This is a genomic window from Paenibacillus stellifer, from assembly GCF_000758685.1.
GTDB lineage: Bacteria > Bacillota > Bacilli > Paenibacillales > Paenibacillaceae > Paenibacillus_AQ > Paenibacillus_AQ stellifer.
In genome coordinates this window covers 458,898-483,555 of sequence record NZ_CP009286.1, presented here as the reverse complement: position 1 = coordinate 483,555, position 24,658 = coordinate 458,898, and the positions used below count along the sequence as shown (strand labels likewise).

Here is a 24,658-nt window from a genome sequence, read left to right as displayed (position 1 = left end):
TACGCACACACTTTCACTTCCATATAAGAGAGGACCGTGAGTCATGGGCAGCATCAACCCGTCGTATCTGCATATCGGTTCAACCCTTGGCGCTCTGTTCATGGCGCTGATGGTGATCTTCATCCGATTAAAGGCAAGCGACCGCCCCGTAACTATCCGAAAAATCATTATTCCCCCTCTGGGCATGTCAACCGGGTTCATGATGTTCATCGTCCCCGAGGTCCGGGTTCCCCTTTGGTGGGCATTGATTGCGTTTCTGGCAGGCTGGTTTATCTTCGCATATCCTCTGATCCGAACGACTAGCTTTCATCAGAAAGAAGGGCTCATCTACGCCAAGCGCTCCAAGAGCTTCGCGCTGGTGCTGCTCGGTCTGCTGCTGGTCCGCACCCTTCTGCATGAATTTATCGACCGGTATATCTCGATTCCGCAATCGGGCGGCCTGTTCTTTATTCTGGCGTTCGGAATGATCGTGCATTGGCGGGTGTTCATGTACAGAACCTACCGCACGATGGTCCCGTCAGACACGGCTCTTCCCCGGCAGACTCCATGAGTGCCGCCGGGCCGGAAGGCCTCACCATACAGGCTGCCTTCACTCATGCAGTCGATCTTCGCCAAGGACGGCGGTTCCTCACCTCACGGTCAGGAACTGCCGTCTTTTTTATACTATCGGCCGCTCCCTCCCCGTACTATCGGTTGTTCCTTCCCATTCGACTCGTTAAGATGCCCGTTCCAGCGCTATGATCTGCATGGGGTAAAATGTCTAATTCCATAGGGATAATTGTCAAATTTGGATGGGATTTTTCCTTATTATTTCTGTACCGAGTCCTAATTGTTTAGGTTTTTTTAGCGTGATTTACCGGGTATTGTCAGTTACCTGATTGCCATATAATGTGAACTGTGTCGACGGAAACCGCTTACATAAAAGATGAATGCGCCTGCCTGAGCGCGGACGCCGAAGCCGGAAGGCTGCTGCTCTAAGGTTATGCCTGTCTGCAACTGTAAGCGGATTCCGTGGCCGGTGGGAAACATCATCCAAGTCAAGTAGTCTATAGATCCGCTAATGCGGCAGACCCGGCAGGCATGAACAGCGCCTGCCGGGTCTTTTGGCGCTTATACCCGCCTCTTAACTTTCACGAAACGCGCCGGAGACATGTACCTTTTTTCACCCATGTCAGGTAACTTAACTGCGAATAAGGTAAACTATAAGCACAGACCGGACTTTCGGACCTGAAGAAATGATGCATTCAAGAGAAAAGCGAGGATGGGCTTATGAAAAGCAAATCAAGAAAAGTGGCGATCGTCGGCTCCGGGATGGTCGGCTCCAGCTGCGCCTATTCCATGGTCAATCAATCCATCTGCGATGAAATTATGATGGTCGACCGCACTTACGACCGGGCGATGGCCCAAGCGCTCGATCTGTCGCACTGCGCGGATTTCATGGGAACGCGCACCAAAGTCTACGCCGGAACTGCAAGCGACTGCGGCAGTATGGACATTGTGATTTTGACGGCGGGAGCGAACCCGAAGGCGGGCCAGACCCGGCTTGATGTACTGGATGAAGCGGCGGTCATTACCCGCAGCATTGTTGAACCAATCATGGCAAGCGGCTTCGACGGGATCTTTGTGATTGCTGCGAACCCGGTTGATATTGTAACTTATCTCGTATGGCAAATATCGGGGCTTCCCCGCCACCGGGTAATCGGAACGGGAACCTCAATCGACTCATCACGGCTGAAGACGCTGCTCTCGGAAGTGTTCTCGATCGATCCCCGCAGCGTCAACGGTTATGCTATGGGAGAACACGGCGAATCGCAGTTTGTCGCCTGGTCGCATGTAACCATCGGCGGCAAGCCGATTCTGCATATTCTGGAGCAGCACCGCGAACGCTTCAAGCATCTGGATTTGAACGATATCGCCCGCAAGACGAAGGATGCCGGCTGGGAGATCTTCACCCGCAAGGGCTCTACCCATTTCGGAATCGGCAGCGCGCTTGCCTATATTACCCGTTCCATTCTGAACGACGAGCACAAGATCATCGCGGTCTCCGCCATCCTGGACGGGGAATACGGCCAGAGCGGCATCTGCATCGGCGCGCCCGCCATCATTGCCGGCGAGGGCATCCAGGAGCTGCTTGAACTGAATCTCAACGAAGAGGAGAACGCCAAGTTCCTCTCCTCGTGCAATATAATCCGCGCCGGAATCGATAGCTTGAAGCCTGCCGGGGCTTAAGGGCGATCCGCTGACGGATTCAAGTTCCGGTTCCGCCGCCTGCATCTATCGCAAGCGATTTCCGGGGCAGGCTTCGGCCTCCCGGCATTTACCCGGAGCATCCCGGAACATCCGAGACATACCGGGACATCCGAGAACATACCGGAACATCCGAGAACATCCCGGGACATCAGGAACATCCCGGGACAAAAAATGGGGCGATCCCGCAGGCCATATCATGGCCGGGATCGCCCCTTTATTATCTTTGTTATGCCGCCGGTATAACCGGTCTATTACGCAAAACGCTGGATTTGCTTCTCCAGTTCGCTCATCAAACCGTTCATCTGCTGAACGGAGATCGCCATCTCCGCCATCAGCGCCACCTGTTCCTGCGAGGACTGAACGACCTGCCGGGATTTCTTCATCGACTTGCCGATGGAATTGTACATCTCCGCCATCGATGCGTTGATCTCCTCGGTGCCCGCCGAAATCTGCTCCGTCGTTGCCGATACATCCTGCATCTGAAGCGATACTTCCCGGATGGAGGCCCGGATATGGTCGAACGACTCTCCGGCATCCCGCATTTGGGCGATGCCCGCCTCGATTTCTCCCATATTTCCGGTCATGGAAGCGGCCGCCGTTGCTGTCGTCTCCTGCACCTCGCGTATGAGATCCGAAATACTGGCAACGGATTGGCCGGTCTGCTCAGCCAACTTCTTGACCTCCTCGGCAACTACCCCGAAGCCGCGGCCATGCTCGCCGGCCCGGGCGGCTTCGATGGATGCGTTCAGAGACAGCAGCGATGTCTGGCTGGCAATATCCGAAATCACATGGACGATTTCGCCGATCTCCGACGAATGCCGGGTAAGGCGTTCGATCATATCGGCTGTCTGGCGAGCCGATAAGCCGATAGCATCCATTTGCTTGAGCGCGGAATGAATGACAACATAGCCCTTCTCGACTTCCTCCGCCACTCCGTCGGCACCCTCGGACACCGTGGAAGAAGATTCGGCGATCCGCTGCACGCCCACCGCCATTTCCTCCGTGGCTCTGGCGGACTGCTCGACGCCGACGAACTGGCTCTCCATTCCCGCCGCCGTCTCCTGAATATCCGAAGCTACCTGCCCCAGACTGTCCGAAGAATATTGAACCGCCTCCAGCAGCGTACTGGAAGAGAACGAGACTTCGGATGCCGTGCTCTTGATATTGCCCACGATTTCCGAGAGCGACTGCGCCATGTCGTTGATACCCGCGCACAGACGCCCGATTTCATCCTGGGAAGCTACCTCCACCCGTTCATCCAGATGCCCGTCCGCCAGCCGGGTGACGGAACGCGATACTGCCAGAATCGGCTTCGTTGCAAGCCGGGTAAGGAAGAGCGCGGCAGCTCCAATGATAATAACCGCAACCAGTACGATCAACAGCGTAAGGAGCTGCGCCTTGTTCACGCTGTTGTAGATCTCCGCCTCCGGAACGGTAAGAAGAAGCCGCCAGTCGGTGCCCGGGATCTTCTCAAAGTATGTAATAACCTTCTTTCCGTTCTCACGGTACGTTTCGGAGCCGTTCTCTTTGCCGAGAATATTCTTTACCGCCGCTTTGACATCCGACGATGATGCGAAATCCGCCATCTTCTTGCCGATCCGCTTCTCATCGGGATAAGCGTAATACTGCCCCTCTCCCGAGACGACGGAAGCATAGCCGGACTTCTCCAGCTGAATGCTCTTGCTCATTGCGGTCAGCACTTCCGGCGTCACCGAGAAAGCAATGCCGCCCGCGAACTGCTTGCTGGAATCCGTAAGCGGCACGATGACCGGAATAATATATTTCTTCACCGCGTCCAGATAGGACATTTCATTAACCGCCGGGACCAGCTGCGCTTTCGCCTGGGTAAAATACGCCGATTTGCTCATGTCAGCCGTCAATCCCAGAGCGTTGAGCAGCTGCCCGTCGCGGCCGATAACGCTGTAGCCCTCGGTCTGCTTGTCGCTGTCTTCCAGTGCCTGCAGGACCGGGAATACCGTCTTCGGCTGGCTCAAGTCCAGCTCCTTATGCTTCGCGGCGAGTTCCTGAACCGCCGATGTCTTGGCATCCAGCCATTCCTTGATTCTCATGCTGTTGGATTGCAGAATCTGTCTTGCCTGCTCCTGGTTCTCCTCCCGCGTGACTCCTCCGAAATAGCTGATGAGAAAGATGGTTACTCCCAGCAGGGGCACGATGGCCACCGCAAGCTGGGCCAGGGACCATTTTGCACGAATCGACATCGGCCGGCCCCTGAATGAGATTGATTTCATAGCTTTCCCTCCGAGTATAAATATTTCCAAATACTTATATCGGAAAGATTCGACAATATTATTAGATAAAAGGAAATGATTTCAGGACTTTAGTATCAGACTTCGACACGCCGCAGCGCTCTCATGCTGTTGAGAACGGCGAGTACGGTAACGCCCACATCCGAGAAGACTGCCTCCCACATGGTGGCAATGCCGAAAGCTCCGAGTAGCAGAAACGCTCCCTTGACCCCGAGCGCCAGCACGATATTTTGCCAGACAATGGCTCTTGTCCGCCGCGCGATGCCGATGGCCGTTCCGATCTTGGATGGTTCGTCGGTCATAATTACAATGTCGGCCGCTTCGATAGCCGCATCCGAGCCGAGACCGCCCATCGCGATCCCCACATCTGCCCGGGCCAGCACCGGTGTGTCATTGATGCCGTCGCCGACGAAGGCGATTTTGCCCGTTCCCCGCGTCTCCGCTTCCAGCCGTTCGATTCTCTCTACCTTGTGCTGCGGCAGAAGCTCGGCATGAACCTCGTCGACGCCAAGACGCTTTCCGACTTCCTCCGCGACGGCCGCCGCGTCACCGGTCAGCATGACCGTCTTCGTTATGCCGGCATCACGGAGAGAGGCGATGGCGCGGGCCGCATCATCCTTCACCTCGTCGGCGATCACGATGCTGCCAGCATACCGGCCGTCTTCGGCGAGATGGACGACGGTTCCGGCTGCCTTCGGCTCGCGGAAGGCAATTCCCTCGCGCTTCATAAGCCGCGCGTTCCCCGCCAGCACCGTCCGCCCTTCGATGGCGGCCCGGATGCCGTGGCCCGAAATCTCCTCGTAATCCGTCACGGCGCCTGCCGAAATTTCATCCCCGTAAGCCGCCAGAATCGACTCGGCGATCGGGTGGCCCGAATGGCTCTCGGCATAAGCGGCGAGCCGCAGCAGCTCTTCCTTCTTCGTGCCTTCCGCCGGATTGATTTCCGTTACTTTGAACTGCCCCTTGGTCAGCGTCCCCGTCTTGTCGAACACGACGGTCTTTACATCGTTCAGCGCCTCCAGGTAATTGCTTCCCTTGACCAGAATGCCGCTGCGGGAAGCCGCGCCGATGCCGCCGAAGAAGCCGAGCGGGATGGAGACGACAAGCGCGCAAGGACAAGAGATGACAAGGAAGACCAGCGCCCGGTAAATCCAGTCGGAGAAGGTCGCTCCGCTGATGACGAGCGGCGGCACTACGGCCAGCAGCGCAGCCGCAATGACCACTACCGGGGTGTAAGCACGGGCGAACCGGGTGATGAAGTTCTCGGTCTTGGCTTTGTTGTTCGAAGCATTCTCGACAAGCTCCAGAATTTTGGAGACGGCGGACTGCTCGAATATTTGGGTAACCTCGATGGCGACGACGCCGTTCTTGTTGATGAATCCGCTGAGCACGGCGGTTCCCTTCTCCGCCGAGCGCGGCACCGACTCACCTGTCAGCGCCGAGGTATCCATCATGGCGCTGCCTTCAATTACCGTACCGTCCAGCGGAACCTTCTCGCCGGGCTGCACCACGATAATATCCCCGATCTCCACCTGCTCAGGAGACATGATCTGCGTTCCTCCGTCAGCGAAGCGCACTCTGGCCGTCTCCGGCCGGATATCCATCAGCGCCGTGATGGAGCGCCGGGAACGGTTCACGGCAAGGTCCTGGAACAGCTCGCCGACCTGATAGAACAGCATGACGGCGACACCTTCCGGGTATTGGCCGATTGCGAAGGCGCCCACTGTCGCCAGAGCCATCAGAAAGTTCTCGTCGAACACCTCGCCGCGGAACAAATTCCGGACGGCCTGCCAGACTACGCTGCCTCCGGCCGCGAGATAGGCCAGAAGGAACAGCCCCAGCTCCAGGTAGCCGCCGGAAGGAACCAGATAACCGGCTGCGGCAAGCAGGGCGCCGGCCGCAATTCGCAGCACCGTCTTCCGCGTGCCGCCTTCTCCATGGCTGTGGGCATGTCCCTCTCCCGATGCCGCGCGGGCTTCATTACCATGAGCGTGGGCCTCCCCGTGCTCATGCGAATGCCCATGTGAATGCTCATGACCATGCGAATGCGGTTGCCCTTGCTCATGAGCATGGCTGTGAGCCGGAGCATCGGCAGCAGCCGCAGAATCATGGGCATGAACGGGACGGAGAGAACGCAGCTCCGCTCCGTCCGTCCGGACTTTCACATTCCGGGGAGTCCGCACCGCTCCGGACGATCTTTTCTCCAGAACCTTCACATGCGGCTCCAGGGAAACGACCGTCTTCCGCACCTGCTCCTCTCCCGGAAAGCGGCTGTCCGTCTCCACGGTCAATGTCTTCGTTGCGAAATTGACGGAACAGGAGGCGACGCCCTCCATCTTTTTTACCCGATTCTCAATTTTCATCGCGCAGTTCGCGCAGTCCAAACCTTCGAGTATCCATTGCCGTTTCTCTGTCGGCTCTATCGTGCTCAACGCCTCCAGCCCCTTTCGTAAAGCTTACGATTAACATATGAGCAACTGTTCATATGTTCTTACCGACATTATATGCCCCATCCTTTTTCAGTGTCAATCCGTTCCAAAAAAAAGTGTTGACGAAATCTGGAAGCCGGGTATAATTAACGTATCAAATAGATATATCTAAACGATACATTGAGGTGTTGAAATTGCTTGAATTTGTACTGCTCGGCATGCTGATGGAAGGCGAAATGAGCGGCTATGACCTGAAGAAGACGATCGACAGCACCGTGGGCCATTTTTACAATGCAAGCTATGGAAGTCTCTACCCCGCACTGAAGCGGCTGGCGGACAAGGGACATGTGTCGATGAAGGAAACCGCCGACAGCAAGAACCGCAAGCTGTATGCGCTGCTGCCGGAAGGCAGAGAGGCATTTATGCAGTGGCTGGCAGAGCCGCAGAACTCCCGGCGGGAGCTGCTGATCCGGGTATTCTTTTTCGATTATCTGGAGGAGGGGATTCGGATGGAGCATCTTCAGGGATACCGTCATGCCGCCGAACGCGAGGTCCGGGAGCTGGATGCGGTCCGTTCCGTCGTGGAGAGCGAGCTGGCGGGAATCGAACGTCCCGAGGATTATTATTACCGCGTGTCAGTGCTGGATTACGGCCTGATGCATGCGAAGATGCAGCGAGAATGGATTCAAAACATTATGGAGAGGAAGAGTCTAAACCATGTCAACCCAGACAAATAAAAAATCATCCGCTAAATCGTTCACTGAGAAGCGCCCTGTGCTGGCCGTCGTTCTGATCGAAGCGCTGCTGTTCATCGCAGTCTTCATGGCGGGAGCCTACGCGACTATTAAAGAGCTGAGCGTCTCCGCTCCCATCCTGATCTCCTACATCCCGATTGCGGCCGTTCTGGCTATCTACTACACCCTGAAGCGCAAATGGGGCTTCTACGGCTTCCGCTCCCTGTCGTCGATTCCAAAGGGAGACTGGGGCTACTACCTCCCGCTGCTTGCGGTGCTTGTCATTATCGCCCTGAAGGGCTTCCGTCAGATTGAGGCTTCCGAAGTGCTGTTCTACCTCGGCTTCACGCTGCTGGTAGGCTTTGTGGAAGAGAGCATTTACCGCGGCCTCATCGTGAACATTCTCCGCCCCAAGAGCGTCCGTACGGCTGTCATTACCTCTTCCGTGCTCTTCGGTGTTACCCATGTGCTGAGCGTCCTTTCCGGGCAGGATGCCTTCCAGACTGTTCTTCAAATCGTCTATGCCCTGCTCCTCGGAGGCGCGCTGGCGCTGCTCATGATCCGGAACCGCAATATTCTCCCGCTCATTCTTTTTCACTTTCTTCACAACTTCATCCAGTACGTCGGCAACGACAACAGCGACGCCTATCTGGGCATTGACCTGGCAATTCTCGCTCTGCTCGCAGCATACTGCGTCTGGCTGGCGCTCAGCCTGAGAAGAACTCCGCTTCCCGGAGCCGCGGGTCAAGGAATCAACAGCATCCAATAAAGCTCATCTGCAACTTCAGCTCATACATAAAAAAGCTCACTTAAAAAGGCGGGGACCCTCAGGGTCTTCCGCCTTTGATGTATTCGTTATGAATTGCGGCGATGCCGCCGCTGCCCATGCCTATTCATGCCGGATATGCTCAAACGTCTGCAGCACGATCTGCTCGACATGCGCGTCGCTAAGCGAGTAGAATACCGTCTTGCCTTCCTTGCGCCGCTTCACGATCCGCAAATTCCGCAGGTAGCGAAGCTGATGGGACACCGCCGACTGGCCCATATCCAGGATGGCCGACAGGTCGTGCACACATAGCTCCTGGCGGGACAGGGCGTAAATCATCCGAACCCGGGTCGGATCGCCAAGCGCCTTGAACAGCTCTGCCATCTTGTCGGTTGTCGATCTCTCCGGCATTGCCGAACGGATATCATCGAGTAAAATCTCTGAGCCGCTGCAGGTGTTGTCGCATTCCTCAATTGCTGCCGGTTTCATCTGTTTCCCTCCTTAAGGCCCGATTTCTTCCCTGCTGATATTATAAGAAAAAAACAGGGCCGCTGTCCATCGGAGTCGGAGTGCAGATCACGCCGGACTATACCGCCTTACGCCGAAAGAGCAGCAGGCCGGCAGCCAAAAAGAGTACCAGACTGCCCGGCACGACCGCGAGCAGGCTTTGAAGCGGCAGATTGAGCGCCCTGTAAGCCGCTCCCCCATGCGGAAGCATGGCAAGGGCGGGCTGAACCCACGGATAATAGGGCGCATAGGCCGCCGAGCTGACGATCAGAATGCCCGGCAGCGTCAGGCTGACAGTAAGGGCCAGCGGAGCGGCGAAGCTGCTCCAGGCCTGGGAGACAGCGAGCTGCAGCGCGGCTAGCGGCAGACAGGCCAGCCAGCCGGCGGCGGCACTGCCAAGCAGAATGGACCAGGGAATGGGAGCTTCAAGCCCCATTCCCTTGCCTGTCAGAACCTCGGCGGCAGCGAACAGAACCTGGGTAGCCGCAAGCAGCAGGGCGGCCATTGTAAATTTGCCCAGGTACACGGAGGAACGCGGCACCGGAAGGGCCAGCAGTGCCTTCCAGCCGCCGTCCGCATGCTCATGACGGCACAGCACCGCCGCGTACAGACCGGACAGCACCGGAAGGAACAGGAGCGCATGCAGCAGCGACATCGACGACAGAAGCGTGCTCCAATCGGGCTTCCCGCCCTCCGGCGTGGAGGACGTCAGGCCGATGGGCACTGCCACGGCGGGACTCGCCGCCGCAAGCAGCCACAGCCGGGAGCCCGACAGCTTGAGCCGCTCGGCCGACAGCATTCTCAAATAGCTGTTCGACATATCAGCTCACATCCTTCCGGCCGAAATGCACGGCTCCCGGGATCAGCAGAAGCAGGCCAAGCGCGATGCCCGCTCCGGCAAATCCTGGCCTTCCCGGCCCGCTCCAGGCGTAATAGACCCAGTTGGTCGGCACCCATTCCGGGAGCGACGTCAGGAAAGGCGACATAATGGCCGTGATGACGCCGACCGATACGGCAAGCGACTGGTTCCGCGAAACCAGAGAGAGCCACAGCTGCAGTGCCGTGAAAGGCAGGGCGGCCGCGAAGGAAGGAAATCCGGTCCGCAGCAGATCGATAACCGGAAGCTCCACAGCCGGAAACCCGAGGAGAAGTCCGAGCGCCGCCAGAAAGACGGGAAGCAGCAGGCAGGATACCGACAGCAGCAGCAGAGCCAGCAGCAGCTTGGAGACGAATACCGAGATGCGGGATACCGGCAGCGCAAGCAGCTGCTTCCATGCGCCGGTCTGATGCTCAATCCCCGCGATCAGCGAGCAGATCAGCGTGCTTCCCAGAAGCAGCGTCATCGGCACGAACTGCATGGTCTGTTCCAGCAGTCCTTCCCACAGATGTCCGGCATAAATGGACTTCATATAATCAAGCCGGAGGCCGAAGTTCAGCGCCTGGATAGCCATAACCCCTAGTGGACCGAGCAGCGCAAGGAGCCAGACGCCCCTTCCCCTGATCTTCAGCCAGTCGGAGGCGATCACCCGCATCATCGTGTTCCCTTCCCTTCGGTAATCTGAAGGAAGAAATCCTCCAAGGAGCGGCGCCATTCCTCCACCCTGTATACAGCATGTCCCCGCTCTACTAGCGCCTTGACCAACAGGGCCACTTTCCCGTCATCCAGTTCCGCGAGACGCAGCTCGCTGTCGCTGCGCGTACCGGTCCAGCCGCGGCGCAGCGCTTCCTCCAGTGCCTCCTCCGGCTCCGATACGCGAAGCCGGATTTCACCGGCGGAGCGCTTGCGAAGCCCCTCGATCGTGTCCTGGCAAATCATACTGCCCTGAGAGATAATCCCGACCGTTCCGGCCATCTGTTCGATTTCGCTCAGCAGATGGCTTGACACCAGCACAGTCATGCCGTAGCGCTGGGGCAGCGACTGGATCAGGCTTCGTATCTCCTGAATGCCGGACGGGTCAAGCCCGTTCGTCGGCTCGTCCAGAATGAGCAGTTCGGGATCGTTCAGCAGCGCGGAAGCGATCCCGAGCCGCTGCTTCATGCCAAGCGAGAAGCCTTTGACCGGCCGGTTCTCCTCGCCCTTCAGGGAGACGATATCCAGCACCTCCGCGATCCGCCGCTTCGGCGTCCCGAGAATGCGGCGGATCGCCTCCAGATTTTGCTCCGCCGTCAAATGGCCGTAGTAGGAAGGCGACTCGACCAGCGAGCCCACCCTCCGCAGAATGTCCAGCCGCTCTTTCCGCAAATCCCGGCCGAAGATCTCAATATGTCCCTCCGTCGGTGCAATCAGCCCGAGCAGCATCCGGATCGTCGTTGTCTTCCCCGCCCCGTTCGGGCCGAGAAACCCATAGATTTCTCCCTTTCCGATGCTCAAATTCAAATGGTCGACGGCGAGCCTGCCGCGGTATGCCTTCACCAGCTCAGTCGTTTGTATAATGGTTTCCATTGCCGTTTCACCTCGGATCAAGCGTACCTCTCCGAGGTTAAATGAGCGGCGGTTCGAAGTTTAAATTTCGTTTAAATCCCGGGGAGAAGGCATCGGCAAAATATAGACGGCCGTCCCTGCGGGACCGGTCTCCGTCTCCCGGACAAGCCCCATTCCGGACAAAAGCATATCGACGATAGCGAGGCCGATGCCGGCCCCGCCGGCCGGTGAATACTCTCCAAGTCCGGGGCCCCGGTCGCGGATCACAATAGCCCGGACACCGCCGCGCTCTTCCGCGAAGATTCCGACATAGCTCCCTGTTCCGGCATGCCGCATAATGTTCTGATAGAGATTATCCAGCACCCGCCGGAACCAGGATTCGTCGATTCTCCAGATCAGCGGCCCTCCTTCAAGCCGTATCTCGGCCTCCATCCCTTCCCGGGTCCATACCGGATACCAGGATGCCGCGCTTTCGCGCAGCAGACGCAGCACATCCTTATCCGAGAGCGCCAGCTTGATCCGGCCGCTCGCCAGCAGATTGTACTCCAGCAAATTGTCGATGAGTCCGCTTAAGTCAGCGATCCGGCGGTCCATCAAATCGATGGATTGTCTGCCCTGCAGAGTCAGCGTCTCCTTGCCTACCTCGAACAGATGGCTTCGGATGACGGTAAGCGGCGTCCGCAGATCGTGGGACAACCCGGCGATCAGCCGCTTGCGGAGCTCCTCCTCCTCCTTTTCCCGGGCCTGGCTGATTTGCAGCTCCTTCACCATGGCATTAAAGGCATCTTCAAGCAGCCCGATTTCATCCGGCTTGTCCACAGGGACAACCGCCGGCAAGCCGCCGCCCTCCACGGTCATCGCCGTCTGCAGCCGGAGCAGACGTCTGCGGATGCGGGCAAAGAACAGCCACGAGACTAAGGCGAAGACAATAAACAGCAGCGCCAGCACCACAACATACCGGGTGTTGGAAGGGGGATTGGTATTTTTCCGGAGAACCTCCAGCGGCACGGCCATGACCATAAAGCCCTCACCCCGGGCTTCGTCATCTCCGATGAAGGCGACGATCGTCAGCGGATCACGGCTTACGCTCCGTTTCATGAAGGCAATCGCCGAGGCCGCATCCCAGGAATCAGGAATCTGGTAAGCTCCGCTATCGCCGTCCCCGCTCCCGGCAAGCCGCTTCTCCGGCTGAAGCGAGAGCCGGGTAACTCCAGCTCCGTCTGCCCAGAACAGAAAGGCATACGGATACAGCCCGCCGAGCTGCCTCAGACGGGCGGTGATCAGATCCGAAGACTTGTCGGCAAGCTCCCGGGCTTCGGTATGCCACATCTTCTCCAGCTTCGCCGTCCCGGCATATACCTCAAGCTCCCCGGAGGTCTCTTCTGCCAGACGCCTTTCCTCCAAAATGTCGGACAGGGAATAAGTGGCCACGACAAGCCCGAACACGACAGGAAGGAACAGAACAGCGGCCGCTACGATCAGCATGTACTTCGACAGCAGCGAGCGCCGGAAGGCCGGCAGCCCTCTGCCGTTCCGAGCCCTCTTCATGGCTTGATCCTGTATCCGATGCCGCGGATCGTCTCGATAATTTCCGGCGCCGCCGGGTCTCGCTCCAGCTTCTCGCGCAAATACCGGATATGGACCATCAGCGTCTTGTCGCCTTCCAGATAAGGCTCGTTCCATACCGCTTCGTAGATCTGTTCCTTGGTCAGAATCTGGCCCAAATGGCGGAGCAAATAAAAAAAGATGTGGAACTGCTTGCCGGTAAGCGGAATCTCCTCTCCGCTGTCCGTATGTACAACCCGGTTCTCGTCCTCATAGACGGTAAGATGCTTCAGCACCAGTGGAGCTGAGGCCGTCTGTCCCGACCGTCTCAGCAGCACCCCGATTCGGGCCGCCAATTCATCCGGATGGAAGGGCTTGGTCAAATAATCATCCGCAAACTCCAGACCCTGAAGCTTGTCGTCAATCGAGGTTCTCGCCGACAGCATCAGGACCGGCATGCCGGGATAGGCTTTTTTCAGGCGCTGCCCGACTGTAAATCCGTCCAGCCCCGGAAGCATAACGTCCAATACAGCCAATTGGCAGCCCTCCGCTTCGGAAGCGGCATTCTCGCCGCTTCGCAGCCAGCGGACCGTATAGCCGCGTTCCTCCAGATCGCGGCAGACAGGGCCGGCAATCTGCCAATCATCCTCCACGTACAGCAATATGGCCATAACATAACTCCCCTTATCAACAGACTAGATCGCCATAAACCGCGGCGGAGGCTCCGGCATCGGACGGCCGAAGAAATAGCCCTGCGCCAGCCCGATGCCAAGGCCCCGGCAGAATTCGAATTCCTCGCGCCGCTCGATACCTTCCGCCAGCACCTGGCCGCCGAAGCGTAAGGACTTCTCCACGATCTCGCGGATCGACTCCTGCTTGCTGCGTTCCTTGTCGCATAGACTGATTAAATCGCGGTCAATTTTGACGTAATCCGGGCGCAGCCGCTCCATCACCTCCAGGGTGGCGAAGCCGGAACCGACGTCGTCAAGAGCCACATGAACGCCATGCTGCCGGTACTCCGAGAAGATTGCGCTCAGATGCCCGATGTCGCGGATCATCTCCGTCTCGACGACTTCGAATACGAAGTCCTCCGGCCGCAGGCCGCTGCGCTGAATCGCATCGAACGAATGGGCAAGACAGTATTTGGGATTATTAATGGTTGATGGCAGAAAATTGATAAACCTCTTCATCCCGTCCGGAAGTATCCGGCTGGATTCGATGGCGGACACAAGCGCCGCCCGGTCCAGAACGGAATGATAGCCGCTCCCTCTCGCCACTTCAAACAGCGTGTGAGGCTGGAAGCAGGGGCCGCCCGGAATGGGACGAAGCAGAAATTCGAACCCGACGATATGCTCGGCTGAATTCACGATCGGCTGCATATAGCTGCAGAACTCCTTGTTGATGATAACATTGATCAGGGCATGGTTGACGATGCGAACCCGCAGCTGGGAAAGAGATACCCATCGTTCCGCCGGTTCATGCCGGTGCTTCCCTTTCAGACATACCGTGATAGACTCCGCGTTCTCCCTTTCCTCCAGCAGATCGACGATGGACAGAATTTGGTCGCGGGACCGGTACGGGATTACATACTCGCTGCCGTTCATGATGTCGCAATGAAATCCGGCACCCTGCATGGCGTTCTCAAGGCAGGGCATAACCGGCCTGACTTTCATCATTCCCTCATCCTCCATCGGGGTGGCGGGATAACAGTCGCTGCAATGCATAGGTGTCCTCCTTGGGAACTGTATAATACCGATAATGCCGTTATTATACCAGCTTTTCCCCGGGGAATCAGGAAACGTATGGAAAAACAACCCTGCCAACCGGGACTTGAGCCGCTGCCTGCCGCAGCTAGTCCAGGTCTTTTGCGAAAGACTCCGGATAACAAAAAAGTACATGCAAAAACAGGCCAACCAGAAGTTTCTGGCTGACCTGATCTAACGAAGCGCTCCTTGGCTGCCGCTCCTCCTGTATATAGGCTCCGAGTTTATTTGATAGCTGAAGCCGTCTCCTTCTCCCATACCTCATGCTGGGCGTTCTTGCCGGTATACTCGATCCGTGTCGGAGCAAGCTCCAGGATCACATAATCAGGATCATCCGGTCCGCTGAACCAGCGCTCCAGATCCTTGCTCCACACCTTGCCGCGAAGCGATTCGTCCTTGGTGACGGAAGCCCGGGCCTCAATCCCGACAACGTCCTTCGTGCCTCCGGCTTCAAAGCCGAGCAGCAGGTAGACATTCGGATTATTCTGAAGCTCTTCCACCTTATGCGTCTTGCGGTCGGTCGCCAGCATAATCTTCAGGCCGTCATGAAAAATAGCCATATAACGCACCTTCGGCTTGTTGCCGGCTTCAATCGTAGCAAAGGAACCAAACTTATTGTCATCAAGCGCCTGCATAATGTGCTGCTCCAGCTCTTTCTTATCCATCTTGTGTCCCGTCTCCTTTCTGTGCCAAACCCATCGCTTATAGGCGAGGACTTCCGATACTTGTTAATGTACCCGCTCGGGGAAGAATGAATCCGGGGAGAGAGCTATTCCCGTTTTTTTGCAGCTCCTGAAAGGGTAAGGTACACTTAGGAGATTCAGAATGATTAACGTTGTAGCCGGGAGGAATGTTATGAACCAGCAGAGTGGCGAACCCATCTTGCATACTGCGCTATTGCAGTTTATTTTCCCTTTCTCGATCACTAAGGGACTGGGGCCGAGGCTTGCGGAAAGATTGGGCCGGGACGGCTTCACCCCCTTTTTCCTGGATCGCAAAGAACTGCAGCATGAATATTACGGGGACGGCTACTGCGTATCGCATGAGCACATGGAGCGTTCTTACATGCCGTTTGCCGCACATGTACTGTTTCCGAGAAAAGGACAGGACCATGACACCTTTCGCCGCTTTTCCCGGGTGAATGGGCTTGAATGCACGATGGATCTGACCCAGTGCTGCATCCCCTTTCAGGTGCTGTCGACCGATGTGTTCATCTGCCCGTTTCAGCTTGGTTTTGTCACGGTGCGCACCCGAATTGAGGGAGACCGGATTCCTCTTAAACATGTCCTTGAATTCGCCGATCGTTTCCGTTCCCTGGAAAATGTGACGGAAGCAGACGCCGCCTGCCGCATCGTCTGCGAAGACAAGTCATTCGAACAGATGGAGGATTTCGTGTTCCGGAATTTGGTGAAGGGGCTTGAGGATTTTCTTGACCAGTCCGATCTGGACGGCGCTTACTTCGAGACGCTGCCATTCTTCGTGGATGAGCGGATGATGGTGCAGGCTTTCTATGGATTGGAAGAAGGTGCGGAGATTGATCCGCAGACCTGTTACCGGGCTTCGCAGCTGGACGGCATGACGCAGGACGGCAGCCCGTATACAAGCGCGAGCAGCGCAGAATATATCGAGGATTACTGCCGGGACCACCGCTACAGCCGCTGGGGGCCGGACACCTACTATATGACGAACGAGCAGACCTTCTGCTGTCTCAGCCGGTCCGGTCCCGAAATCTCTCTCAAGCTGGCGAACCAGATGTACGGGGAATATTATTACGGTCTGCTGCTCAGCCTTTTTCATAAAATCGTTCTGCTCAAGCTGGCCAATGTCCATTCGAGGCTGCGCATCGAGCGCGACAATGAAGAAATTCAGGATCTCATCTATTACATTAACAAGTTCTCGGCCAAGTTCTATTTCATGGAGCTTATTTCACAGACACAGGGGCGCGAAATCTTCTACCAGCTTCGAAAAGTATACGGCAACGACGAGCTGTTCGAGGAAGTGAAGCAGACGCTGGCGGACCTGTTTCAGTATCAGGAGAAGTTTCAGGCCAAGCGCCGGGACAATCTGCTCATGATTCTGACCGTCTTCACGGTCGTCAGCGGCATATACGGCATGAACCAGGTCATCGACGACCTGAAGGGCAGCATCGACTGGAGCAAAATGAGCGGCTACTCTCCCTTCGAGTATCTGGCGCTGTTCCTGACCTTCAGCGGCATCACGGTCAGCGCCATCCTGACGATCCGCGAGCTCTGGGGCAGCATCAGATCCCGTCTGCGCCGCAGAAAGTTCGAGTAGCGGGCTAGAGCAGGGAGATCGGGGTTTCGCCAGCTGTCCAAGAACCGCCGCAGAAATCATCCCGGGCGAAAGCGGAGCGGACGGAGACGCCGCCAGATTTCGCCTGACGCCGTTCCTTATGGCCCGCGTCGCGGTTGGACCGCCCAATTCCAGTGCCGGGCAGAAAGCGCAGGCAGCAGGCGGGAGGCCGCCGGGACATGCAGAACAACAGCCTGTTTCCGGAAAATTCCGCCCGTTATAAGGCCTTGACCGGGTCCCCGCCCACTGGACAATTCCCGAGTCCTGTGTCTATAATACCCGTAAGCAGCAGAAGAAATGCCCGGAACTTCATATGAACCAGGGGTGCTGGAATAACGGCCGGCTGAGAGTGTATCCCGCAAAGATACTGACCCTTATACCTGATCTGGATAATGCCAGCGTAGGAATGACATCGCCGTGCAGCCCGCCTTGCCAAGGCAGCCGCACCTCATGCGCTCAGCCGCGTCCCGCCGTATCCAGGGACGCTTTTTTGTCGTTTCGGGGGGGAGAACCGTCTGCTTGAAAGCTTTCGGGACCGCGATTAACGGTCCCAAGACAGATATAAAGGAGAGAAGCACTGTGATGGGGATCAACAAATGGTTAAGACCGGCTCTGGCCGGCCTGCTCGTACTTGCCGTATCGGGCTGCGGAGCAGGGAATAACGCAGGAGGCACTGACAAAGCCGGAGAAGGTCAGACCTCGCCTTCTGCCAGTTCCGCAGCATCGGCGGCCGCTTCGCCAGCCGTAAGCGCCAAGGTGAAGGTCGCGCTCGACTGGACGCCGAATACGAATCATACCGGACTGTACGTGGCCAAGGAGCTCGGATATTACCAGGAGGAAGGCCTGGATGTCGAGATCGTACAGCCGGGCGAGGCCGGTTCGGACACGATGGTCGCATCCGGAGAAGCCGCCTTCGGCGTCGGCGCCCAGGACAGCCTGACGCTGGCCCGCATTCAAGGCGTGCCGCTCGTCTCCATCGCCGCCATCATCCAGCATAATACCTCCGGCTTCGCGGCTCCCAAGGACCGGAACATCAAGTCGCCCAAGGACTTCGAGGGCAAAACCTACGGCGGCTGGGGCTCGCCGGTAGAAGAAGCCGCGATGAAGGCCATCATGGACCCCGAAGGCGGAGACGTGAAGAAGGTCAAGCAGGTTACGATCGGGGAAGCCGATTATTTCACGGCCGTCAAACGCGACATTGACTTCGCCTGGATTTTCTACGGATGGACAGGCATTCAGGCCGAGCTCCGGAACGAGCCGCTCGATATGCTGTACCTGAAAGACTATGCGCCGCAGCTCGATTACTATACGCCGGTGCTGACGACCAGCGAGAAGGAAATCGCCGATCACCCCGAAGTGGTGAAGGCTTTCCTGAAAGCGACGTCGAAGGGCTATCAGTACGCGATCGACCATCCGAAGGAAGCCGCGGACATCCTGATCAAGGCGGTGCCGGATCTGGATGCCGATCTCGTGCAGGCGAGCCAGAAATGGCTCAGTCCGAAATACAAGGACGACGCTTCCCGCTGGGGCGAGCAGAAGGCCGAGGTATGGAAGAATTACGCGGACTGGATGTACGGGCTGAAGCTGCTCGATCAGCCGCTTGAATCTTCCAAGGCGTTCACGAACGATTTTTTGCCGGACGGACAGTAAGACCGCCCTTTGCTTAGATTCCATACAACCGAAAGGAAGAGATAATTATGGCAAGCACACTGCTGAGCATTCAGGTCATTCCGAAGACGCCGGGAGGCGAAGATTCGATCCCCTATGTGGACACAGCGATTGAGGTCATTCAGCGCTCCGGCGTGAAGCATCAGGTGAACGCGCTGGAGACGACAATGGAAGGCGAGCTGCCGGAACTGCTGGAGATCGTGAAGGAGATGCAGGAAGCACTGATTGAAGCCGGCTGCCCGAGCGTCATCTCCCAAATCAAAATCGCCCATTATCCGGGCGGAATCAGCATGGACGGACTGACGGAGAAATATCGTCCGTGAATTCCCTTTGGAATAAAATCTGGCCGCCGCTGCTGACGGTCATTCTGTTCCTCGCACTGTGGCAGCTGTCGGTCTCCTGGTTTCATATTGAAAAATGGGTCCTGCCCGCCCCCTCCGATCTCTGGAAAGAGGCGTCGGCAGGCTCCGCTTCGCTCAGGGGCCATATGCTGGCGACGCTGCGGCTGACTCTCATCGGCTTCCCGATCGGCGTGCTGACCGGTATCCTTGCTGCCATGATACTCTATCTGCTGCCCGGTCTGTCGCGGGCGTTCTACCCGCTGCTCATTCTGAGCCAGAATGTGCCCATCGTCGCGCTCGGTCCGCTGCTCGTCATCTGGTTCGGCTTCGGTCTGCTGCCGAAGGTGATTCTTATCACGCTGGTCTGCTTCTTTCCCGTCGCCGTTGCCGGCCTGGGCGGACTGGCCCAGACCGACCGGGTCATGCTGAACTACATGAAGATGGCCGGCGCCTCGCGGTGGCAAATATTCACCAAGCTCGAGCTGCCGCACTCGCTGCCCTCGCTATTCTCGGGCATCAAAATTTCCGCAGCCTATGCCGTGACCGGCGCGGTCGTCGCCGAGCTGGTCGGCTCCGGCGAAGGACTGGGCTATTACATGCAGTTGCAGAAAGCGGCCTACCGCACGGACCGCATGTTTCTCGCCATTATTCTGATTGTTCTGCTCAGTCTTCTGCTGTTCGCCGCCGTCGCCTTGCTGGAGAAGTGGCTGATCCGCTGGAAGCCCCGCAAGCATGAATAGACGTCAGATCCTGGGAGCCTTGAAAGGAGCGGCCTTATGAAGCCTATGAATATACCCGGCTCCGGCGTCCCTGAGCCGGCCTCTCAATCGCCCGCTCTGAACGTATCCGGCGTCTCCAAATCGTTCCGCCAGAAAGGACAGAGCCTACAGGTCCTGGACAACGTCTCCCTGACCGTCAGCCGCCAGGAGTTCGTGTCGATCGTCGGGCCTTCCGGCTGTGGCAAAAGCACGCTGCTCCAGATTATCGGAGGATTGATCCGGCCGGATTCCGGCTCAATCTCGATGAGCGGCAAGCCCGTCACTGGCGAGAGAGGCGGCATCAGCTATATGCCGCAGCAGCCGGCGCTGCTGCCGTGGCGCAGCGTCGAGGACAACGTCATTCTCGCCCGCGAGCTGAAAGGCGCGGCGAGAGGCGCAGCCCGCGAGGAAGCGCGGCGCTGGCTCGCGAAGGCGGGTCTCGGCGGATTCGAAACCGCGTATCCGCACACGCTGTCGGGCGGCATGCAGCAGCGCGCCGCCTTTCTCCGCGCGCTGCTGGCGCCCCAGGAGCTTATGCTCCTGGATGAGCCGTTCAGCGCGCTCGACGCCCTGACCCGCAGCGACATGCAGCGGTGGCTGCTGGAGCTGTGGGAGGAGAACCGCCGCTCCGTGCTGTTCATCACGCACAGCATCGAGGAGGCGCTGCTGCTCTCCAGCCGGATCTATGTCTTCTCCGGCAGGCCGGGCACGATCCTGCATACGGTCGAGGTGCCCTTCCCCCGGCCGCGCCGCGACGAGATAACGGAGCATCCCGAATTCCTGCGGCTGAAGCGCCAGATGTCGGAATGGATGCGCGAGGAGCAGGCGAAGTCAGCGGCGGCAGCTCGCCGGTGAGCCGAGGACTGTCTGCGACCGTCAGGCCTGGGAATTGAATTACTGCCGATGTAAGAGCTATTCCGCATCAACGCAAGCAATAGGCCGGACATCATGGCGATGTCCGGCCTTTTTACTGTTGACAGATATGACATGTTGAGCAGATTGAGCGTGTCTGTCCCTGGAACAACTGGCCGCCCGGGCGCTATCCGGGCGGCCGGCGCGCCTGCGCCCTCTCCACCGGGAAACCCGTTCCGTTTATCGGCGGAGGAAGCCTTTGCTTCGCAGGAAGTCGCCCAGATCCAACCGGTTAGGCTCGGCAATCCACTTGGCCATGATGGCCGACCATGGCGTTTCGTTCGCCCCTCCGGTCCGTTTGCTCAGATAATCCGACATAATCCGGTCGTATTCGTCAACTTGACGGACCGTCTCTTCTGCGTCATACCGGTTGCGGTGCAGCACAGCCTGCTGCGGCAGGCGCGGACGGATGCCCGGCGACTGGTCGGGATAGCCGAGGCACATGCCGAACAGCGGATAGACCAGCTCCGGCAGGCCAAGCCGCTCGGCGACAGCGGCGATTTGATTGCGAAGGCCGCCGATGTAGACGATGCCAAGCCCCAGCGATTCGGCAGCCACGGCAGCGTTCTGGGCAGCCAGTGCCGCATCGATGGTGCCTATGATGAAATTCTCCGTTGAGCCCTCATACGTCACCGCGCTGTTCAGGTGCGGACGGGCCACCTCCCGCAGCCGGTACAGATCGGCGCACCAGACCAGGAAGACGGGGCATTCGGCCACATACGCCTGATTGCCCGCCAGAGCCGCAAGCTCGGACTTCAGCGCCGCGTCGGTGACCGCGATCACGCTGTATGCTTGCACATTACTGGACGTCGAGGCCATCTGCGCCGCCCCGATAATGGCGGTAAGCTGATCTTCGCTGACCGGATCTTCGCGGAACTTGCGGATGGAGCTGTGATTTCGCATCAGCTCGAGCGTTTCATTGGATATACTCATCGTCTTCTTCATCTCCTATTCATCTTCGCCCGCCCGAATTGGGGAGGACCTGTCTTTCTAGTACCTCTTTTCTAGTACCTCTTTCTAGTATAAGTATTAACACCATTTGAGTCCTTTTGCCAACTTGGGCCGTTGAGAGGCTGGACAATGAAGGATGAGCGCAAGCCAGCGGCCTGGTATAAGACAGCTATCGTCTTCCCTCCTTGGGTTCCAGCCATGATAAAAAGACAGCAAACCGCCCGCCTCCATCTCTATTGGAAGCGGGCGGCATGCCCGTTACAGCTTGACCCGCTGCAGCCGCAGCGCGTTCAGCACGACCGAAACCGAGCTGAACGCCATCGCTGCACCAGCCAGCCAGGGTGCCAGAAAGCCAAGAGCGGCCACCGGAATGCCGATCGTATTATAGCCCAGCGCCCAGAACAGATTTTGCTTGATATTGCCCATGGTTCGCCGACTCATTTCGATGGCGTCCGCGATCGCCTTCAGATCGCCGCGCATCAGGGTAATGTCCGCGGCCTCCATCGCCACGTCCGTTCCCGTGCCGACAGCCATCCCGATATCGGCGGTAGCCAGCGCCGGGGCATCATTGATTCCGTCGCCGACCATCGCGACTTTGCGGCCTCCCTCCTGCAGCTTGCGGACCGCCTCCGCCTTGCCTTCAGGCAGCACTTCGGCCATGACCCGGTCGATGCCGGCTTCCGCCGCAATCGCCCGGGCCGTACGCTCGTTGTCGCCGGTAATCATGACGACATCGATGTTCATCCGCCGCAGCGCGGCGACCGCCTCCCGCGAGGTCGGCTTGATCGTGTCGGCAACGGCGACGATGCCTTGAACCTTGCCGTCCACTGCCACCAGCATAGCGGTCTTGCCCTCCTGCTCCAGACGCTGCATCTCACCCTGCCATGCGGCAGTCTCCGCGCCGCTCTCTTCCATCAGCCGGCGCGTGCCGACAGAGATGTCTCTGCCCTGCACGGCAGCCTTGATGCCGCGGCCCGGAATATTGACGAAGTCTGCCGCTTCGGCAAGGATCAATCCCTTCTCCGCCGCGCCTGCGGCCACCGCTTCGGCCAGCGGATGCTCCGACAGCTTCTCGGCAGAGGCTGCCAGCGACAGCAGGCCATCCTCCGCAGACAGGGCTTCAGGACCTTTAAAGTCCGGAGACACGAGCACATCCGTCAGCACCGGCTTGCCGGCGGTCACGGTGCCCGTCTTGTCCAGAACGACGAGCTCGATGCCCTGCGCAGCTTCCAGATGCTCGCCTCCCTTGAACAGAATGCCCAGCTCGGCAGCGCGGCCGGAGCCGGCCATGATGGAGGTCGGCGTAGCAAGCCCCAGTGCGCAAGGGCAGGCGATGACAAGCACGGCGATCGCTTTCTCCAGCGCTTCCGCGAACTGCCCCGGCGCCCCCCAGAGGTACCAGACGATAAAGGTCAGCGCCGCAATTCCGACGACAATCGGAACGAAAATGCCCGAAATGACGTCCGCCACCCGCTGGATCGGCGCCTTGGAGCCCTGGGCTTCCTCAACCACGCGAATAATCTGGGCAAGGGCGGTGTCTCTGCCTACCTTGCGGGCTTCGATCTTCAGTGCGCCGTTCTTGTTGACGGTCGCTCCGATAACGGTGTCCCCGGGACCCTTGTCTACCGGGATGCTCTCGCCCGTGAGCATCGACTCATCGACGGACGATATCCCTTCTACAACCTGGCCGTCCACCGGAATTTTTGTGCCGGGCTTGACGAGCACGATATCTCCGATGACGACATTTTCAACCGGAATGCTAATTTCAGCACCATCCCGGATGACGACCGCGCTCTTGGCCTGCAGCCCCATCAGGCTGCGGATCGCATCGGAGGAGCGGCCCTTCGCCAAGGCCTCGAACCATTTGCCGACCAGAATGAGCGTTATGAGGATCGCTCCCGTCTCATAATACATCTCCACCGCATGATTCATTCCACTCATGCTTAAGGAGTCCAGCGTCAAATACAGGCTGTAGAAATAAGCGGCCGATGTCCCCAGCGCCACCAGCACATCCATATTCGCACTGCCGTTGCGGAGCGCTTTATAAGCACCCACGTAGAACTGCCAGCCGATGATGAACTGGACAGGCGTGGACAGTGCCAGTTGGAACCACGGATTCATAAACAGCTCCGGCACGGGAATCCAGGAGGTGAAGGAGAAGTGGCCGACCATCGCCCACAGCAGCGGCAAAGACAGCACCGCAGACACGATCCACTTATTCCGTTTGCGCCGGATTTCCTCGCCCTTGCGGCCGGATGTCTCCTCGCTGTCCTTCTTAAGCGAAGCCTTGTAGCCGATCGAGTCGACCTTGGCGATGATGTCCTGGGGCGTCACCATACTTGGGGTATATTCCACATGCGCCGTCTCCAGCGCCAGATTTACATTCACTTCGGCAATCCCGGGCATACGGCCGAGCACCTTCTCGATCCGGGCCGAACAGGCGGCACAGGTCATGCCGGAAATATCGAAATTGGCGGTCTCCTTGACCGTATCGTAGCCGAGCGACCGGATCTTCTCCTCAAGCTTCGGCACATCGACAACGCTGGGGTCAAAGCCAACCGCTGCCTGCTCCAGCGCGAGGTTCACATTGGCCCGCGATACCCCCTCCATTCGGGACAACCCTTTCTCAATGCGCGCCGCGCACGCAGAACAGGTCATGCCGGTAATCTGCAGGGTAGCCTGCTCTTCGGGCGCCGCCACTGCTTTTTCCATGTGAATCACTCTCTTTCATGTACCCCCTAGGGGTATGCTGACTTTAAAAAGAGAAGGCCCGCAGCGTCACTTGCTTCCCGCTCCAAGGCCCCTCATGCGAAAATCCCGAAAATTACTGTACGACGTCGTAGCCCTGGTCTTCGATCGCATCCTTGATTGCCGATACGCTGAGCTTGGATTCATCAAAATCCACTGCCACCGTCTTGGCCGCCAGATCGACCTTGGCCGAAGCGCCCAGATTTCCGACTGCTTTCTCCACTGCGCTTACACAATGTCCGCAGGACATTCCTTCTACATTCAACACAACATTCGTCATTCTG

At 58.1% G+C, this 24,658-nt stretch carries 23 protein-coding genes and 1 riboswitch; of the genes, 9 read left to right on the top strand and 14 right to left on the bottom strand.

What is annotated here, in order from left to right; all coding sequences use genetic code 11:
* The first annotated feature begins 43 nt into the window (after nucleotides 1-43).
* On the top strand, nucleotides 44-550 hold the full coding sequence (locus PSTEL_RS02330) for a CcdC family protein (RefSeq protein ID WP_038693225.1): 507 nt from the start codon (nucleotides 44-46) through the stop codon (nucleotides 548-550).
* A gap of 719 nt (nucleotides 551-1,269) precedes the next feature.
* Nucleotides 1,270-2,229, top strand: a complete 960-nt coding sequence (locus PSTEL_RS02325; RefSeq protein ID WP_038693223.1) for an L-lactate dehydrogenase — start codon at nucleotides 1,270-1,272, stop codon at nucleotides 2,227-2,229.
* Between the two features lie 272 nt (nucleotides 2,230-2,501).
* Here the strand turns inward: PSTEL_RS02325 and PSTEL_RS02320 are convergent, their stop codons facing one another.
* Both PSTEL_RS02320 and PSTEL_RS02315 read right to left on the bottom strand, forming a co-directional pair.
* Complete coding sequence (locus PSTEL_RS02320) at nucleotides 2,502-4,499, bottom strand: methyl-accepting chemotaxis protein (RefSeq protein ID WP_038693221.1); 1,998 nt, start codon at nucleotides 4,497-4,499, stop codon at nucleotides 2,502-2,504.
* A 95-nt stretch (nucleotides 4,500-4,594) separates the two neighbouring features.
* Complete coding sequence (locus tag PSTEL_RS02315; RefSeq protein ID WP_038693219.1) at nucleotides 4,595-6,949, bottom strand: heavy metal translocating P-type ATPase; 2,355 nt, start codon at nucleotides 6,947-6,949, stop codon at nucleotides 4,595-4,597.
* A gap of 185 nt (nucleotides 6,950-7,134) precedes the next feature.
* Between PSTEL_RS02315 and PSTEL_RS02310 the strand changes: the two genes are divergently transcribed.
* Both PSTEL_RS02310 and PSTEL_RS02305 read left to right on the top strand, forming a co-directional pair.
* Nucleotides 7,135-7,683 carry a PadR family transcriptional regulator gene (locus PSTEL_RS02310; protein ID WP_084065357.1) on the top strand — a complete coding sequence of 183 codons (549 nt, stop codon included), beginning with the start codon at nucleotides 7,135-7,137 and terminating at the stop codon, nucleotides 7,681-7,683.
* Entirely contained in the window at nucleotides 7,664-8,449 is a 786-nt protein-coding gene (locus PSTEL_RS02305) for a CPBP family intramembrane glutamic endopeptidase (RefSeq protein ID WP_038693215.1), read from the top strand. Before PSTEL_RS02310 ends, PSTEL_RS02305 begins: the two co-directional genes overlap by 20 nt.
* A 120-nt stretch (nucleotides 8,450-8,569) precedes the next feature.
* Here PSTEL_RS02305 and PSTEL_RS02300 read toward each other — a convergent pair whose 3' ends face one another.
* From PSTEL_RS02300 to PSTEL_RS02260, 8 genes are all read right to left on the bottom strand, one after another.
* The gene (locus PSTEL_RS02300; RefSeq protein WP_038693213.1) at nucleotides 8,570-8,935 is read right to left on the bottom strand and encodes an ArsR/SmtB family transcription factor; all 366 of its coding nucleotides are present in this window, start codon (nucleotides 8,933-8,935) and stop codon (nucleotides 8,570-8,572) included.
* Between the two features lie 97 nt (nucleotides 8,936-9,032).
* Nucleotides 9,033-9,773: an ABC transporter permease gene (locus PSTEL_RS02295; RefSeq protein ID WP_038693211.1), complete on the bottom strand. Its 741-nt coding sequence runs from the start codon at nucleotides 9,771-9,773 to the stop codon at nucleotides 9,033-9,035.
* Between the two features lies 1 nt (nucleotide 9,774).
* Nucleotides 9,775-10,488 carry an ABC transporter permease gene (locus PSTEL_RS02290; RefSeq protein ID WP_038693209.1) on the bottom strand — a complete coding sequence of 238 codons (714 nt, stop codon included), beginning with the start codon at nucleotides 10,486-10,488 and terminating at the stop codon, nucleotides 9,775-9,777.
* Entirely contained in the window at nucleotides 10,485-11,396 is a 912-nt protein-coding gene (locus PSTEL_RS02285) for an ABC transporter ATP-binding protein (RefSeq protein WP_038693207.1), read from the bottom strand. The genes PSTEL_RS02290 and PSTEL_RS02285 overlap by 4 nt, the downstream gene beginning before the upstream one ends.
* Nucleotides 11,397-11,456: 60 nt before the next feature.
* The gene (locus PSTEL_RS02280; RefSeq protein WP_156995753.1) at nucleotides 11,457-12,923 is read right to left on the bottom strand and encodes a HAMP domain-containing sensor histidine kinase; all 1,467 of its coding nucleotides are present in this window, start codon (nucleotides 12,921-12,923) and stop codon (nucleotides 11,457-11,459) included.
* Complete coding sequence (locus PSTEL_RS02275; RefSeq protein WP_038693206.1) at nucleotides 12,920-13,591, bottom strand: response regulator transcription factor; 672 nt, start codon at nucleotides 13,589-13,591, stop codon at nucleotides 12,920-12,922. Before PSTEL_RS02275 ends, PSTEL_RS02280 begins: the two co-directional genes overlap by 4 nt.
* A 24-nt stretch (nucleotides 13,592-13,615) precedes the next feature.
* A complete protein-coding gene (locus PSTEL_RS02270) occupies nucleotides 13,616-14,596 on the bottom strand; it encodes an EAL domain-containing protein (RefSeq protein WP_245625055.1) in 981 nt (326 codons plus the stop codon).
* A gap of 311 nt (nucleotides 14,597-14,907) precedes the next feature.
* A complete protein-coding gene (locus tag PSTEL_RS02260) occupies nucleotides 14,908-15,348 on the bottom strand; it encodes a pyridoxamine 5'-phosphate oxidase family protein (protein WP_038693200.1) in 441 nt (146 codons plus the stop codon).
* 190 nt (nucleotides 15,349-15,538) lie between these two features.
* Between PSTEL_RS02260 and PSTEL_RS02255 the strand changes: the two genes are divergently transcribed.
* A complete protein-coding gene (locus PSTEL_RS02255; RefSeq protein ID WP_156995752.1) occupies nucleotides 15,539-16,978 on the top strand; it encodes a hypothetical protein in 1,440 nt (479 codons plus the stop codon).
* A gap of 4 nt (nucleotides 16,979-16,982) precedes the next feature.
* On the opposite strand, the gene PSTEL_RS02250 is transcribed toward PSTEL_RS02255, so the two are convergent.
* Entirely contained in the window at nucleotides 16,983-17,177 is a 195-nt protein-coding gene (locus PSTEL_RS02250) for a hypothetical protein (RefSeq protein WP_038693198.1), read from the bottom strand.
* Between the two features lie 129 nt (nucleotides 17,178-17,306).
* A riboswitch (TPP riboswitch) is annotated at nucleotides 17,307-17,420 on the top strand.
* A 158-nt stretch (nucleotides 17,421-17,578) separates the two neighbouring features.
* Here PSTEL_RS02250 and PSTEL_RS02245 point away from each other — a divergent pair.
* From PSTEL_RS02245 to PSTEL_RS02230, 4 genes are read left to right on the top strand one after another with little or no spacing between them, the layout of a single operon-like run.
* Nucleotides 17,579-18,646, top strand: a complete 1,068-nt coding sequence (locus PSTEL_RS02245; RefSeq protein WP_038699978.1) for an ABC transporter substrate-binding protein — start codon at nucleotides 17,579-17,581, stop codon at nucleotides 18,644-18,646.
* A 47-nt stretch (nucleotides 18,647-18,693) separates the two neighbouring features.
* The gene (locus PSTEL_RS02240; protein WP_038693196.1) at nucleotides 18,694-18,987 is read left to right on the top strand and encodes a thiamine-binding protein; all 294 of its coding nucleotides are present in this window, start codon (nucleotides 18,694-18,696) and stop codon (nucleotides 18,985-18,987) included.
* Nucleotides 18,984-19,745 carry an ABC transporter permease gene (locus tag PSTEL_RS02235; protein ID WP_038693194.1) on the top strand — a complete coding sequence of 254 codons (762 nt, stop codon included), beginning with the start codon at nucleotides 18,984-18,986 and terminating at the stop codon, nucleotides 19,743-19,745. Before PSTEL_RS02240 ends, PSTEL_RS02235 begins: the two co-directional genes overlap by 4 nt.
* Nucleotides 19,746-19,781: 36 nt before the next feature.
* Nucleotides 19,782-20,618, top strand: a complete 837-nt coding sequence (locus tag PSTEL_RS02230) for an ABC transporter ATP-binding protein (protein ID WP_052098133.1) — start codon at nucleotides 19,782-19,784, stop codon at nucleotides 20,616-20,618.
* Between the two features lie 237 nt (nucleotides 20,619-20,855).
* On the opposite strand, the gene nfsA is transcribed toward PSTEL_RS02230, so the two are convergent.
* The 3 genes from nfsA to PSTEL_RS02215 all read right to left on the bottom strand — a co-directional run bounded on the left by nfsA (nucleotide 20,856) and on the right by PSTEL_RS02215 (nucleotide 24,654).
* Nucleotides 20,856-21,608, bottom strand: coding sequence for an oxygen-insensitive NADPH nitroreductase (gene nfsA / locus PSTEL_RS02225; RefSeq protein WP_038693192.1), 753 nt, complete (start codon nucleotides 21,606-21,608; stop codon nucleotides 20,856-20,858).
* A gap of 276 nt (nucleotides 21,609-21,884) precedes the next feature.
* Nucleotides 21,885-24,338: a heavy metal translocating P-type ATPase gene (locus tag PSTEL_RS02220; RefSeq protein WP_038693190.1), complete on the bottom strand. Its 2,454-nt coding sequence runs from the start codon at nucleotides 24,336-24,338 to the stop codon at nucleotides 21,885-21,887.
* A 112-nt stretch (nucleotides 24,339-24,450) separates the two neighbouring features.
* Entirely contained in the window at nucleotides 24,451-24,654 is a 204-nt protein-coding gene (locus tag PSTEL_RS02215) for a copper ion binding protein (RefSeq protein WP_038693188.1), read from the bottom strand.
* Nucleotides 24,655-24,658 lie beyond the last annotated feature (4 nt).